Here is a 13,404-nt window from a genome sequence, read left to right as displayed (position 1 = left end):
TTATGGGAGTCTTGATCCGGCATTCCGCAGCCGCTGGCAATAGCTGACATGTCGCACGCAAGGCCGCATTCGCGTCGTGCGTAGCGTCTAGACTCAAGTTTTTGCAGCGACCGCGACCAGCCCGGGAACCGGCGTGTTGTCTTCGTTACGGGCCGAGCGGTCTTCCAGCAAGGACAGCTTGAGGCCGGCGGATTCGACCGTGGCGCGCACATGAGCTGCCGCGTGGGCGTAGCGCAAGCCCTCGCCGAGAATGACGCCGTCGCCGTCATGCGTTTCGGTGGTGAAGGCGATCAGCCCGCCAGAGACGAGCACACGCCCGGCTTCTTCCAGCACGGGCGCGATATCGGCCACATACACCATGGCGTCAGCGGCGAGAATGAGATTGGCGCTGGCGGCCGGCTGCGCGCGCAGCCCCTGCAGCATGTCGGCAACTTCAAGCTCGGCATAAAGGCCTGTGCCGCGCGCCCGTTCGATCATGCGCGGCGACAGATCGACGCCGATGAAATGATCGACGTTCCTGGCGAAGGCCAATGCCGCAAGCCCAGTGCCGCAGCCGAGATCGATCGCGCGCTTGAAAAACGCTGGCTTGCGCTCGGCCGATCGCACCCTCAGCACGGCGCGGAACAACAGGTCCGGGCCGCGATAGTCGAGATCGCCCACCAGAGAGGATTCGAAACGGGGCGCGTACTGGTCGAACAAAGTCTGCACGTAGGCCTGCGACATTCCGGCCAAGGGCGCCGCGCCGAGCCGCATCAGGCGGAGCCTGGCGCCGTGGCGGTCGCCGGGATCGCAGGCCTGCGCCTTCTGGAATGCCGCGACGGCCGCCTCGTGCTCGCCGAGCTCCTCGCGGATGCCGCCAAGCATGAACCAGGCGGATGCGAAATCCGGCGCCAGGTCGATTGCCTGCAACAGCAGATCGGCGGCCGCGGGCAGATCGCCCTTCAACTGAAGATCGCGCGCAAATTCGAACCGGCGGTCGGCCATCAGATCGCCGGAGGAGAGAAACAGGCGGGCAGGCATGGGTTCCGAACTTGTCATTGCCGGGCATAGTGGTCTGCCTTGCGCAGACTACGTAAACTTGTCTGCGCCCCGGCAATCCATCAAAAGAAGGATTCTTTCAGGATGGATGCGCGGGTCAAGCCCGCGCATGACAAGCTAAAAGTCGGGGCGAGACCTCCTATATACAGGACATGCGTCCGCACGACATCCTGATCCCCCTTCCCGCCGGCCTGTGCTGCAAGCCGGGCGGCTTCCATATCGATCCCGTGCGCCCGGTCGAACGCGCCGTGATCACCCACGGCCATTCCGATCATGCGAGGGCCGGCCACGGCGCCGTGCTCGCCACGCAGGAGACGCTGGACATGATGCGGCTGCGCTATGGCGAGAATTTCGCCCGCAGCACGCAGGCCATCCGCTATGGCGAGGAAATCACGCTCGGCGACGTCAAGATCAAATTCCATCCCGCGGGCCATGTGCTGGGCTCGGCGCAGATCGCGGTGAGCTGCAAGGATACCTGCATCGTCGCCTCCGGCGATTACAAGGATGCGCCCGATCCGACCTGCACGCCGTTCGAGGTCGTGCCCTGCGACGTCTTCATTACCGAGGCGACCTTTGGGCTGCCGGTGTTTCGCCATGGCGACGCGGCCGAGGAGGTGAAGAAGCTGCTAGCATCTGTTGCGCTGTTTCCGGAGCGCGCGCATCTGGTTGGCGCCTATTCGCTCGGCAAGGCGCAGCGCGTGATCGCGCTGCTCCGCGAGCAAGGTTACGATGCGCCGATCTATCTGCATGGCGCGATGGAGACCATCACCTACTACTACGAGAGCCGCGGCATCGCGCTCGGCCAGCTACGCCCGGTCAAAGGCATGAAGAAGGCCGATCTCGCCGGCACCATCACGCTGGCGCCGCCCTCGGCCACTTCAGATATCTGGACGCGGCGCTTTCCCGATCCGGTGACGGCATTTGCCTCAGGCTGGATGCGGGTGCGGGCGCGTGCCCGCCAGCGCGGCGTCGAACTGCCGCTGGTGATATCAGACCACGCCGACTGGGATGGGCTCACCGCGACCATCGCAGCTACCGGAGCCGGCGAGGTCTGGGTGACGCATGGCCAGGAAGATGCGTTGGTGCATTGGTGCAAGTCGCGCGGCCTTGCCGCGCGGCCGCTCGACCTCGTCGGTTACGGCGATGAGGAGGAGCACGAGGTGGCCGCAGCCGGCGAGGCTGATGCATGAACCGCTTCGCCGAACTGCTGGATCGGCTCGCCTACGAGCCCGGCCGCAACAACAAGCTGCGGCTGATTACCGCCTACTTCCGTGACACCCCCGATCCCGACCGCGGCTACGCGCTGGCGGCGCTGACCGGCGCGCTGTCGTTCAAGCATGCCAAGCCGGGGCTGATCCGCGACCTGATCGCCGACCGTACCGATCCCGTGCTGTTCGGGCTATCGTACGATTACGTGGGCGATCTATCCGAGACGGTTGCGCTGATGTGGCCGAAGGTCGAATTGGCCGGCCACAATAATCCGCCACCGCCCACCCTCTCCGAGGTCGTCACCACGCTCCGCACGCTCGGCAAGACCGAACTGCCGGCGCAGCTCGCGCGCTGGCTCGACGAGCTCGACGAAACCGGACGCTGGGCGCTGCTAAAGCTCGTCACCGGCGCGATGCGGATCGGGATTTCGGCGCGGCTGGCGAAAACCGCCGCGGCCGCGCTCGGCGACAAGGACCCGCACGACATCGAGCTGATCTGGCCCGGCCTCGCCCCGCCCTATCTCGAACTGTTCGCCTGGCTGGAAGGTCGCGGCGACAAGCCGGTCAACCGCGATCCCACCCCGTTCCGCCCCGTGATGCTGGCACACGCGATCGAGGACACGGATTTTGCCAGTCTCGATCCCGCTGATTTCATCGCGGAATGGAAATGGGACGGCATCCGCGTGCAGGCGGTCTCCGGCCGCGACGAGCGTGGCCATATGCAGGCGCGGCTCTATTCGCGCACCGGCGAGGACATCACCAAAAGTTTCCCCGACCTGATGCCGTCGCTGCACCTGCCCGGCGCCATCGACGGCGAATTGTTGGTGCTGCGCGAGGGCCGCGTGCAGAGCTTTAACGTGCTGCAGCAGCGGCTCAACCGCAAAGTGGTTTCGCCAAAACTGATCAAGGAATTTCCGATTCACTTGCGCGCCTACGACCTGCTCGGCGACGACGAGAACGATTTGCGCGAATTGCCGTTTGCCGAACGCCGCGCCCATCTCGAGGCTTTTGTGAAAAAGCTCGATGATGCCAGGATCGACCTGTCGCCAACGATCGCCTTCGAAAGCTGGGATGCGCTGATGGCGGCGCGCGCCGATCCTGCCAGTGCCGGCGCCGGCGAGGATGCCGACGCCGTCGAGGGCGTGATGCTCAAGCGCCGCGACGCCGTCTATCTGCCGGGCCGCCCGAAAGGCCAGTGGTGGAAGTGGAAGCGCGATCCGCACATCATTGATGCCGTGCTGATGTACGCGCAGCGCGGCCACGGCAAGCGCTCATCCTATTATTCCGACTACACCTTTGGCGTCTGGACCAATGGCGAGGGCGGCGAGCAACTGGTGCCGGTCGGAAAAGCCTATTTCGGCTTCACCGACGAGGAACTGCTGCAGATCGACCGCTTCGTCCGCCGCAATACCACCGAAAAATTCGGCCCCGTGCGGCATGTCGTGCACGAGCCGGACCAGGGCCTGGTGCTGGAAGTCGCTTTCGAGGGCCTGGCCCGCTCGCCGCGACATAAATCTGGCGTTGCCATGCGGTTTCCCCGCATCAGCCGCCTGCGCTGGGACAAGCCGCCGCGCGAGGCCGACCGGCTGGAGACGCTGGAGCGGATGCTGAAGAACGTGACGGCAAATTAACATGCCCGGCGCGCATGGCGGCCATTGACTGACACGGGCGGGTTCCCCATGTGCCCCGCCGTGCCGTATAATGGGCACAACCCGCGAGGAGACCCCGATGCCCAACGACGTCAGAGACCTGCCGGCCAGCCATGACGGCCTGTACCGCTTTCTCGGCGGCTCGCCGCTCACGGTGGCGTTCCGGCTGATCCTGCTGTCAATCCTGGTCGGCGTGGTGCTCGCCGCCATTGGCTTCGATCCCTGGAACATCCTGCACAGCATCCGCATGCTATTCCAGCGGCTGTGGGATCTCGGCTTCGACGCCGTCAATTGGCTGTGGCGCTACTTCCTGCTCGGCGCCGTGATCGTGATTCCGATCTGGCTGCTGTCGCGGCTGTTCGGCGCCCCGCGCGGGCGCTAACTCCGGCGAGAAAGGCTGCAGCCGATGCAACTGCGATTTGTCGGCTGTGGCGATGCGCTCGGCTCCGGCGGCAGGTTCAACACCTGCTTCCACGTCACGGGCGCCTCCGTCAATTTCCTGATCGATTGCGGCGCGTCGTCGCTGCCGGCGCTAAAGCGCCTCGGCATCCCGCGCGACGACATTGACTTGATCCTGATCACGCATTTCCACGGCGACCATTTTGCCGGCCTGCCATTTCTGCTGCTGGACGCACAGTTCACCCGCCGCACCCGCCCGCTTGTTATCGCAGGCCCTCAAGGCATCGAGACGAAGCTCGCCAATTTGCGGGAAGCGCTGTTCGAGCATTCCTCGACAACGCCGCCGCGCTTCGATCTTTCTTCCATCGCGCTTGAACCGGAGCAGACCCGGACGTTCGGCGGCGTCAAGGTCACGCCCTATCCCGTCGTCCACGGCGAATCCGGCGGACCGTTTCTCGCCTACCGGGTCGAAGCCGAAGGCCGCGTCATTACCTACAGCGCCGACACCGAATGGACTGATACCCTGATCCCGGCGGCACGCGGCGCGGATCTCTTCATCGCCGAAGCCTATTACTACGACAAGATCGTCAAGAACCATCTCAGCCTGAAAACGCTTGAAGCGCATCTTCCCGCGATCAACGCCAAACGGCTGGTGCTGACGCATATGAGCGACGACATGCTCGGGCGGCTCGGCGAGTTGCCCTATACGGCCGCCCATGACGGCATGGTCGTCGAGCTCTAGGCATGCACGCTCTCAATCCGGCTTCCAGGGTCACGACAGCCCAGGTTTTTGCCATCGCCGGTCCCGCGATGGTCGCGAACCTGACCACGCCGCTGATCGGCATCGTCTCGACCACCGCGATCGGCCGGCTCGGCGACGCCACCCTGCTCGGCGGCGTGGCGCTGGCCTCGGTGCTGTTCGACTGCATGTTCTGGCTGTTCGGCTTCCTGCGCATGAGCACCGTGGCGTTCACAGCGCAGTCGCTGGGCGCCGGCGAGACCTCGGAATTGCGCGCGATCCTGATGCGCGGGTTGATCGTCGCGGCCATCATCGGCGGTGCTCTCATTGCGCTCCAGGTGCCGCTGGCCACGGTTCTGCTCGGTGCGATGGGCGGCAGCGAGGGCGTCACAGGCGCGGCAAAGACCTATTTCGTGATTCGGATCTGGTCGGCGCCGCTGGCGCTTGGCAATTATGTGATGCTGGGCTGGTTGATCGGACAGGCCCGCGCCAGGCTTGCGCTCGGCACCCAGATCACCATCAACCTCACCAACATCGCAGGCACCGCGCTGCTGGTGCTGGTGCTCGATCTCGGCATCGCCGGCGCCGCAATCGCCGCGCTGGTCGCCGAGGCTGTCGGCCTCATGCTCGGCTTACTGATCGCACGCCGCCTTTCGAGCGAGCAATTCGCGGCCTCCCGCGCGCTGCTGTTCGACCGGACCAAGCTGCTGCGCATGCTCGCGGTCAACCGCGACATCATGATCCGCACCGCGGCGCTGATCGCCGCCTTCCTGTTCTTCAACGCGCAGGGCGCGCGCGCGGGCGATACGACGCTTGCCGCCAACGCCGTCCTAAACAATTTCCTGATGATCAGCGGCTTCTTCCTCGACGGCCTTGCCAATGCCGCCGAGCAGCTCTGCGGCCGCGCCTATGGCGCGCGCGACAGGGACGCTTTTGCCGGCGCCGTGAAGCTCGTCGTCGCATGGGGCTTCGGCTTCGCGCTCGCGGTCGCCGCCTGTTTCTTGCTGTTCGGCCCTGTGTTGATCGACATCATGACCGCAAGCGTGGATGTGCGACGCATCGCGCGCGATTACCTGCCGTTCGTGATTTTCGCGCCGCTGGTCGGCGTGTTCGCCTTTGCCTTTGACGGCATCTATATCGGCGCGACCTGGGCGCGTGACATGCGAAATCTGATGGTGGCCTCGCTCTTGATCTTTCTCACCGCATGGTTCGCGCTGCGCTCGTTCGGCAACGCCGGACTGTGGGGTGCGCTGCTCGTGCACTATGCCGCGCGCGGCGGGCTGGAGGCGCTGAGGTATCCGGCACTGCTGAGAAAGTCGTTTGCGTGAGCTGGGGCGACACTCTTCTCCCTCGCCCCGCTCTTCGCGGGGAGAGGGTCGGGGTGAGGGGCTGTCTCCGCGAATTCGATGGAGCTGAATGCGCGGAAGCTCCCCTCACCCGGCGCTTTGCGCCGACCTCTCCCCGCGAAGAGCGGGGCGAGGTAACTCAGAACGCGCTTGCGCGCGAAGAGATCACTGCACCGGCCAGTCCTCAGCCGTGATCGTCGCGGCATCCGCGCCGACGATTTCGGATAGCGAGTCGCGCCCGGTGCGCAATAGCGTGGACGCCAGATCGTTCTTGATGTTGTCGACCAGCCCGAGGCCCTTGTAGACCAGCGACGAATAGAGCTGGATCAGGCTGGCGCCGGCGCGGATTTTCGTCAGCGCCGCACCGCCGGAATCGATGCCGCCGACGCCGATCAGCGGGAATGCGCCTTCGACGCGGACATAGGTCTCGGCCACCATCCGCGTCGACAGGCGGAACAGCGGCCGGCCCGACAGGCCGCCCTGCTCCTTTGCGCGCGCCTGTTCGCGCAGGCTCGAAGGACGCGCCAGCGTGGTGTTGGCGACGATCATGCCGTCGACGCGGCGCGAGCGCGCGATGTGCACGACATCGTCGAGTTCGGCGAGACTGAGATCCGGCGCGATCTTGAGCAGCACCGGCGAATCGCCGGCGTTCTTGCGCACCCGCTCCCGTGCGTCGATCACCTTGGCGAGGAGATCGTCGAGCGCCGCCGACTGCTGCAGATTGCGCAGGCCCGGCGTGTTCGGCGAGGAGACGTTGACGGTGAAATAGCTCGCCACCGGCGCGAACGTCTCGATCAGCTTGATGTAATCGGCGACGCGGTCGGGCGAATCCTTGTTGGCCCCGACATTGACGCCGACGATGCCGCCATGATGGGCGCGCGCGGCAAGCCGGCGCAGCGCAGCTTCAGCGCCGTCATTGTTGAAGCCCATACGGTTGATTACGGCCTCGTCCCGCTCCAGGCGAAACAGGCGCGGCCGCGGATTGCCGCCCTGCGGCTTCGGCGTCACCGTACCGATCTCGACAAAGCCGAAACCGAGCCGCAGCAGCGCATCCGGCACCTCCGCGCTCTTGTCGAAGCCCGCAGCCATGCCGATCGGGTTGGGAAAATTCAGGCCGAAAGCGCGCACCGCCAGCTTGTGGTCGTCGGCGCGCGGCTTGACCGGCGGCAGCAGCCGCAGACCTTGGATCGCCATGCGATGCGCGTCCTCCGGATCGAACCAGCGCAGCAGCGGCAGCGAAAAGGCGTCGAAGGCGCGGATCACGGCGCAAGCTCCGGAATATCGTGCGTGCCGTCGGACCGCGCGCGCAGGTCGAGAATATCGGTCACCGCGCCGAGATCGAGTTCGCCATAGAGATGCGGGAACAATTCGTCGTTGCGCGAGGGCTCCCAGCGCAGCGCATCGCCGAGCGCGTCGGCATCGACCGCGACGAGGAACAGGCCGGTCTGGCCGAAATAATGCTTTCGCGCCGTCTCCGCGACCTGGGCGGCGGTGGAGAAATGAATATAGCCGTCGCGCAGATCGTCCGCGCTGCCGCGATAGACGCCCTGCCGCTCGGCCTCGCGCCAGGCCGAGGCGGACGTGATTTTATAAATTGTACGCACGGCGTTCCGGACTTGTGTTTCTCTTGGTGTTTCCCGGAAATGGCCGGGTTGGGCGGCCGACCGTAAAGGCGGCAAGCCGCCAACTCAAGCGCTGCCGCGGCAGAGCCCAGCAGGAGATTTGCGCAAACCGGCCGGATCAGGCAATAATTCCTAGACCGCGTCGGGGAATTTCGATGGCCAGGCAGTCCAAGGCACACCGTATCCTGACCCACGGCCAGGTCTGGGCGGCGCTGGACCGGCTGGCGGAACGCGCCGGCATGTCGCCCTCCGGCCTTGCCAAGCGGGCCGGTCTCGACCCTACCACCTTCAACAAGTCCAAGCGCATCACCGCCGACGGACGCGAGCGCTGGCCTTCGACCGAATCGGTCTCGAAGGCGCTGGCCGCGACCAATTCATCGATCGATACTTTCGTGCAGTTGATCGGCGACGGCGCGCGCGGCCTGCAATCGGTGCCGCTGCTTGCGCTGGCGCAGGCCGGCAACGGCGGCCATTTCGACGAGCGCGGCTTTCCCGCCGGCAAGGGCTGGGAGGAGGCGGCGCTGCCTTCCGCCAGCGACGAGCATGCCTATGCGCTGGAGATATCGGGCGATTCGATGCGGCCGGCCTATCGCGACGGCGACATCATCGTGGTGTCGCCGGGCACGCCGATCCGGCGCGGCGACCGCGTGGTGCTCAAGACGTCGGACGGCGAAGTGTTGGTGAAGGAATTGAAGCGCCGCACCACCAGGACGCTGGAGCTGCAGTCGCTGAACCCGGCGCAGGCCGACCGCACGCTAGATGCCGACGACGTCGCCTGGATCGCCAGGATCGTATGGGCGAGCCAGTAGGATGGCGGCTTCGTGACCGACGTTCTCAGCGACCTGCTGCAACATTCCCTTCGCATCGTTCTGTGTGGGACCGCCGCCGGCACGACCTCCGCCGCCGAGCGGGCCTATTACGCGCACCCGCAGAACAAGTTCTGGAAGATCCTGCACGACACGCGGCTGACACCGGAGCAGCTAGCGCCGCGCCAATATCGCAGCCTGCTGCAACATGGGATCGGCCTGACGGATCTGGTGAAAATAGCCGCCGGGATGGACCGCGCCACGCTTCCGAGATTGTCGGCGGCGGACCGCGCGCGGCTGAACCGTGCGATCGCGACATTCCGTCCGCGCTTGCCGCGGTGTATGGGTCCCTGCGTTCGCAGGGACGACGGCGAGATACGACCAAAACTTACGTCGCGTAATCCGGCTCCTTGCGATCCAGCATCCGCTTCAACGCCGCGAAATGCCGCTCGGCCGGGGTTGGGCCCTTGTAGAGATGATCGTCCATATAATCGCGGCGGGTCTTTTCGACGACCGGTGTCGGCAATTGCTTCAGCTTCTGGCCGGTCCACATCGCGTAGATCTGCACCTGCGCCGCGCGCTCGACGTAATAGAGCTTGTCATAGGCCTCGGCGACGCTGGCGCCGACGGTGGTGATGCCGTGATTGGCCATGAACAGCACGGTCTTGTCGCCGATGACCTTGGCAAGCCGCGCGCCTTCGGCGGGATCGAGCGCCGGACCGGTATACTCGTCGTCATAGGCAATGGCGCCGGATAGACCGACCTCGGTCTGGCCGATCTCCTTGATGCGGGGATCTTCAAGCCGGGTCAGCGCGCTGGCATGCGGCATGTGGGTGTGAAACACCGCTTTCGCCTTCGGCAACGCCTTGTGGATCGGCGCGTGGATGCAAAAGCAGGAGCGCTCCACCTCGCCCTCGCCGGCCTTGACCTCGCCGTCGTCGATGCCGACCTCCATGAAGCAGGACGCGGTGACCTCGGACCAGTGCGTGCCGAACGGAATCTGGTAGTAGCGGTCGCTCTTGCCCGGCACGACGAAGGTCAGATGGTTGAAGATGCCTTCGGAAAATCCCTGGATGAAGGCCAGCCGGTGCGCGGCGGCAAGATCGATCCGCGTCTGCCATTCCTCGGCGCTGTATTCGCTGAGCGACTTCGGCGAAACCCTGAACTGCATCGGCACCCTCCCTGTTGTCGGTGTTTACGAATATTGTAGCCCAGTTTGGGGCCGGTATTGGTTGAAATTGGCGCGGGCCTACTATCTCGATTTGCGATGACGCGTTGCGAGAAATGATTGGCGGCAACCGCATCGGACGGAACGACGGAGCACTCGGAAGATGGCGCGCCGGGACACCGGAAACCGCACAAACTATTGGCAAAGCAAGCGCATTGCAGGGATGAGCCTGTTGCGAGCGGATTTTGCTGCCCATCAGTTCAGCCCGCACACCCATGACGCTTTTGTCATCGCCGTCACGGAGGGCGGCGGCGCCGAGATCAGCAGCCGGGGCATCATAGAGGCGGCCGGGCCCGCCACGCTGTTCGTTTCCAATCCGGAGGAGCGTCAGTCGGCGCGGATGGTGGAGGGCCAAAGATGGCGCTACCGCGCATTCTATCTGACCAATCCAGCGGTCGGCGCGATCGGCCAGAGCCTCTGCATCGAGGCTACGCCCTATTTCATGCGGAACATGATTGGAGATGCCGACCTCATCGAGCGATTTTGCCGCCTGCACCGCAGCCTCGAAAGCGGGCAAGACGATTTGCAGGCAGACGAGCTTGCGATCGATGCTTTCAGCACATTGTTCCAGCGACATGGCAGCGGCGGTGGCCGCCCGGAGCGGGCGCCGCAAAGCCGGGTCATCGTCCGCCGCGTGATCGAATTGATGCAGGCGCGCTATGCCGAAAATCTCGGCCTGGACGAACTCGCACGCGTCGCGGGGCTGACTAAATTTCAACTGATCGGGCTGTTCAAGAGCACCGTCGGGCTGACGCCGCACGCTCATCTGGTCCATGTCCGACTCAACGCCGCCTGCCGATTGCTGAAGCGCGGTGTTCCCCTCGCGGAATGCGCGCTGGCCGCAGGCTTTTGCGACCAGAGTGCGCTGACCCGGCATTTCAGGCGCTGCTACGCGATCACGCCGGCGCAGTTCGCCGCAGCGGCGCGGGCGCGATAAACGGTGCGCAATTTCAACCAATACCGGGATGTGAGGCTCCCCTTAGAGTTCCGCTATGACAAGTCAATCCGATCGCAAGAGTGTCGCTGTCGTCGGCCTGGGCAGCATCGGCGGCGTCGTCGCAGGTCTCTTGAGGGCCGCCGACCGGCACGATGTGATCGCCTGCGTCCGACGGCCGCTCAACCGCCTCACGGTCGAGCGGGCGGAATGCGCGGTCGAAGTGCAATTGGACGCCCTCACCGATCCGGCACAAGCCAAGCCGGTCGATTGGGTGTTGCTGTGCACCAAGGCACAGGACACGCCATCGAGCGCGCCTTGGTTGCAAAGACTGTGTGGGCCGGGCACGCATGTCGCCGTCCTGCAGAACGGCATCGGACATGCGGAGCGGTTGGCGCCGCTAGTCGGCGCCGCCACGGTCGTTCCGACCATTGTCTATTTCAATGGCGAGCGGTTGGCGCCGGATCGGGTGCGCTTTCGGCGTGTCACCGATCATGAATTGGCGGTCGCCGACGATGCAGACGGGCAAGCGTTCGAAGCCTTGCTCGGCGGCACGACGATGCGCGTGCTGCGCAGCGCCGATTTCACGACGCGCGCCTGGCGCAAGCTGTTGATCAACGCAGTGGCCAATCCGATCACCTCGCTTACCCTGCAGCGGCAGGCCGTGTTTCGCCGCGACGACATCAAGGCGCTGTGCCTCGCCATCCTCGAGGAAGCAGCGACTGTCGGCCGCGCCGACGGCGCGCGGTTGATGCCCGACGAGGCCGAGCTGAGCCTGGGGTCGCTTTTGACCTACCCCGCCGACGCCGGCACCTCGATGTATTTCGATCGGCTCGCCGGACGTCCGTTCGAGGCCGACGCCTTGACCGGCGCGATCGTCGCGGCCGGCGAACGGCACGGCGTGCCGGTGCCGCTGAACGGCCTCCTGCTGACCCTGCTGCGCGCCACCAGCGACGGCTTGCGCGACGATGCACGACGGGAGCAGGCGATGAGCGAACCGTGGGAACTGAACCGGCCGGCATTCGATCCGGCCGAGGTGAACGAGAGCAACTACACCAGTTACCCGGCGCCACACCGGGCCGCCAACCAGACCCGCTACAACCGCCGGCTTGGCGACCATGCCGGCCTGACAAATTTCGGCGTCACCTTGACCCGCATCATCCCGGGCGGCCAGTCCTCCTATCGCCACGCGCATTCGCGCCAGGACGAGTTCATCTTCGTTCTGGAGGGCGAGGTGGTGATGGAGACCAATGATGGAGCACAGGTGTTGAAGGCCGGCATGTGCGCCGGCTTCCCGGCCGGCTCCGGCGATGCGCACCGCTTCGTCAACCGCACCGACAAGGACGTGAAGCTTCTGGTGATCGGCGACCGCACCGCGAATGACGAGATCAGCTATCCCGACGTCGATATGCACGCCGTGCTCGGACCGGACGGCGTGTACAGCTTCACCACCAAGACGGGGGAGCCGCTGTAGGTGCCGTAGCGCGGATCACCCTGATATTTTCAGCTTCCGTTTGTCTTGGAATCGGATAATGCAAGGCTTTCATCCGATCGTTGGGGGATCAAATGGATCGCCGAAATATACTGAAAGCGCTGGTAGGGCTGGCGATGTGCCCGATATGCACGAGCACAGGCTTTGCCGCGGAGGGCGCGCACTGGAGTTATGAGGGCGCCGGTGGCCCGGCAAAATGGGGCGACCTCGACGCTGCCAACAAGGCCTGCTCGCTCGGCGCACAGCAATCGCCGATCGATATTACTGCCACCATCAAGTCCCAGCTTCCGGCACTGAAGATTGCCTGGGGCAAGACCACCGACACCATCGTCAACAACGGCCACACCATTCAGCTCAATTTCGCCGAGGGCTCCACGCTGAAGCTCGGCGACACCACCTACAAGCTCTTGCAGGTTCACTTCCACCGGCCGAGCGAACATCTCGTCGGCGGCAAGAATTTTCCGATGGAGGCGCATTTCGTGCATCGCGCCGATTCAGGTGGGCTGGCCGTGGTCGGCGTGTTGCTGACGGAAGGAAAGCCGAACGCAGCCTTTGCCAAAATCGTTGCCACGATGCCCGCCAAGGAAGGCCCGGCAGTGAAGGCGGATGCCGGCATCAACCCGAACGGCCTGCTGCCACAGAAGCTCAGCTACTACCGCTATCCGGGATCGCTGACGACGCCGCCCTGCTCGGAAGTGGTGGAATGGCTGGTGCTGACCACGCCGATGCCAGTTGCGGCCAGCGACGTGGCGGGGTTTGCGAAGCTCTATCCGATGAATGCGCGACCGGTGCAGAAGGACAATCGCCGCTACGTGCTGCAGTCGGTGTGAGCGGGCAAATTCTCTCCGTCGTCCCTGCGAACGCAGGGACCCATACAGCGTGATCTATCGATAAGGCAGGCTGGCAAACAGCTTCTGCAGACTACTGCGTTCGGTGGTTATGG

13 protein-coding genes are annotated in these 13,404 nt (G+C 64.9%); 9 read left to right on the top strand and 4 right to left on the bottom strand.

The window, feature by feature from the left end:
• Window positions 1-93: 93 nt before the first annotated feature.
• A complete protein-coding gene (locus QA643_RS03545) occupies window positions 94-1,020 on the bottom strand; it encodes a methyltransferase domain-containing protein (RefSeq protein WP_283031830.1) in 927 nt (308 codons plus the stop codon).
• 170 nt (window positions 1,021-1,190) lie between these two features.
• Between QA643_RS03545 and QA643_RS03540 the strand changes: the two genes are divergently transcribed.
• The 5 genes from QA643_RS03540 (at window position 1,191) to QA643_RS03520 (ending at window position 6,361) form a co-directional block, all read left to right on the top strand.
• Window positions 1,191-2,228, top strand: a complete 1,038-nt coding sequence (locus QA643_RS03540) for a ligase-associated DNA damage response exonuclease (protein ID WP_283031829.1) — start codon at window positions 1,191-1,193, stop codon at window positions 2,226-2,228.
• The gene (locus tag QA643_RS03535) at window positions 2,225-3,877 is read left to right on the top strand and encodes a cisplatin damage response ATP-dependent DNA ligase (RefSeq protein ID WP_283031828.1); all 1,653 of its coding nucleotides are present in this window, start codon (window positions 2,225-2,227) and stop codon (window positions 3,875-3,877) included. The genes QA643_RS03540 and QA643_RS03535 overlap by 4 nt, the downstream gene beginning before the upstream one ends.
• A 97-nt stretch (window positions 3,878-3,974) precedes the next feature.
• The gene (locus QA643_RS03530; protein WP_283031827.1) at window positions 3,975-4,277 is read left to right on the top strand and encodes a DUF6460 domain-containing protein; all 303 of its coding nucleotides are present in this window, start codon (window positions 3,975-3,977) and stop codon (window positions 4,275-4,277) included.
• A gap of 24 nt (window positions 4,278-4,301) precedes the next feature.
• A complete protein-coding gene (locus QA643_RS03525) occupies window positions 4,302-5,036 on the top strand; it encodes an MBL fold metallo-hydrolase (protein ID WP_283031826.1) in 735 nt (244 codons plus the stop codon).
• 2 nt (window positions 5,037-5,038) lie between these two features.
• Window positions 5,039-6,361, top strand: coding sequence for an MATE family efflux transporter (locus QA643_RS03520; RefSeq protein ID WP_283031825.1), 1,323 nt, complete (start codon window positions 5,039-5,041; stop codon window positions 6,359-6,361).
• A gap of 183 nt (window positions 6,362-6,544) precedes the next feature.
• Here QA643_RS03520 and QA643_RS03515 read toward each other — a convergent pair whose 3' ends face one another.
• Both QA643_RS03515 and QA643_RS03510 read right to left on the bottom strand, forming a co-directional pair.
• Window positions 6,545-7,642: a quinone-dependent dihydroorotate dehydrogenase gene (locus QA643_RS03515; RefSeq protein ID WP_283031824.1), complete on the bottom strand. Its 1,098-nt coding sequence runs from the start codon at window positions 7,640-7,642 to the stop codon at window positions 6,545-6,547.
• Window positions 7,639-7,983, bottom strand: a complete 345-nt coding sequence (locus tag QA643_RS03510; protein ID WP_283031823.1) for a DUF952 domain-containing protein — start codon at window positions 7,981-7,983, stop codon at window positions 7,639-7,641. Before QA643_RS03510 ends, QA643_RS03515 begins: the two co-directional genes overlap by 4 nt.
• A gap of 173 nt (window positions 7,984-8,156) precedes the next feature.
• Here QA643_RS03510 and QA643_RS03505 point away from each other — a divergent pair, with 173 nt between their 5' ends.
• The gene (locus tag QA643_RS03505; protein ID WP_283031822.1) at window positions 8,157-8,810 is read left to right on the top strand and encodes a helix-turn-helix transcriptional regulator; all 654 of its coding nucleotides are present in this window, start codon (window positions 8,157-8,159) and stop codon (window positions 8,808-8,810) included.
• Between the two features lie 385 nt (window positions 8,811-9,195).
• Here QA643_RS03505 and QA643_RS03500 read toward each other — a convergent pair whose 3' ends face one another.
• On the bottom strand, window positions 9,196-9,978 hold the full coding sequence (locus QA643_RS03500) for a class II aldolase/adducin family protein (RefSeq protein WP_283031821.1): 783 nt from the start codon (window positions 9,976-9,978) through the stop codon (window positions 9,196-9,198).
• Between the two features lie 220 nt (window positions 9,979-10,198).
• On the opposite strand from QA643_RS03500, the gene QA643_RS03495 reads away from it, so the two are divergent.
• The 3 genes from QA643_RS03495 (at window position 10,199) to QA643_RS03485 (ending at window position 13,291) form a co-directional block, all read left to right on the top strand.
• Window positions 10,199-10,972 carry an AraC family transcriptional regulator gene (locus QA643_RS03495; RefSeq protein WP_283031820.1) on the top strand — a complete coding sequence of 258 codons (774 nt, stop codon included), beginning with the start codon at window positions 10,199-10,201 and terminating at the stop codon, window positions 10,970-10,972.
• Between the two features lie 55 nt (window positions 10,973-11,027).
• A complete protein-coding gene (locus QA643_RS03490) occupies window positions 11,028-12,443 on the top strand; it encodes a 2-dehydropantoate 2-reductase (protein ID WP_283031819.1) in 1,416 nt (471 codons plus the stop codon).
• A 92-nt stretch (window positions 12,444-12,535) separates the two neighbouring features.
• Window positions 12,536-13,291, top strand: coding sequence for a carbonic anhydrase family protein (locus tag QA643_RS03485; RefSeq protein ID WP_283031818.1), 756 nt, complete (start codon window positions 12,536-12,538; stop codon window positions 13,289-13,291).
• Window positions 13,292-13,404: the final 113 nt, after the last annotated feature.

This window comes from Bradyrhizobium sp. CB3481 (assembly GCF_029714305.1).
Taxonomy (GTDB): Bacteria; Pseudomonadota; Alphaproteobacteria; order Rhizobiales; family Xanthobacteraceae; genus Bradyrhizobium.
The sequence above is the reverse complement of the archived record's forward strand: the minus strand, read 5'-3'. Positions and strand labels throughout refer to the sequence as shown.

Coding starts and splice junctions, on each gene's coding strand:
- QA643_RS03525 (WP_283031826.1), top strand. CDS start 4,302: ATGCAACTGCGATTTGTCGGCTGTGGCGATGCGCTCGGCTCCGGCGGC.
- QA643_RS03485 (WP_283031818.1), top strand. CDS start 12,536: ATGGATCGCCGAAATATACTGAAAGCGCTGGTAGGGCTGGCGATGTGC.
- QA643_RS03505 (WP_283031822.1), top strand. CDS start 8,157: ATGGCCAGGCAGTCCAAGGCACACCGTATCCTGACCCACGGCCAGGTC.
- QA643_RS03490 (WP_283031819.1), top strand. CDS start 11,028: ATGACAAGTCAATCCGATCGCAAGAGTGTCGCTGTCGTCGGCCTGGGC.
- QA643_RS03500 (WP_283031821.1), bottom strand. CDS start 9,978: ATGCAGTTCAGGGTTTCGCCGAAGTCGCTCAGCGAATACAGCGCCGAG.
- QA643_RS03495 (WP_283031820.1), top strand. CDS start 10,199: ATGAGCCTGTTGCGAGCGGATTTTGCTGCCCATCAGTTCAGCCCGCAC.
- QA643_RS03530 (WP_283031827.1), top strand. CDS start 3,975: ATGCCCAACGACGTCAGAGACCTGCCGGCCAGCCATGACGGCCTGTAC.
- QA643_RS03520 (WP_283031825.1), top strand. CDS start 5,039: ATGCACGCTCTCAATCCGGCTTCCAGGGTCACGACAGCCCAGGTTTTT.
- QA643_RS03540 (WP_283031829.1), top strand. CDS start 1,191: ATGCGTCCGCACGACATCCTGATCCCCCTTCCCGCCGGCCTGTGCTGC.
- QA643_RS03535 (WP_283031828.1), top strand. CDS start 2,225: ATGAACCGCTTCGCCGAACTGCTGGATCGGCTCGCCTACGAGCCCGGC.
- QA643_RS03545 (WP_283031830.1), bottom strand. CDS start 1,020: ATGCCTGCCCGCCTGTTTCTCTCCTCCGGCGATCTGATGGCCGACCGC.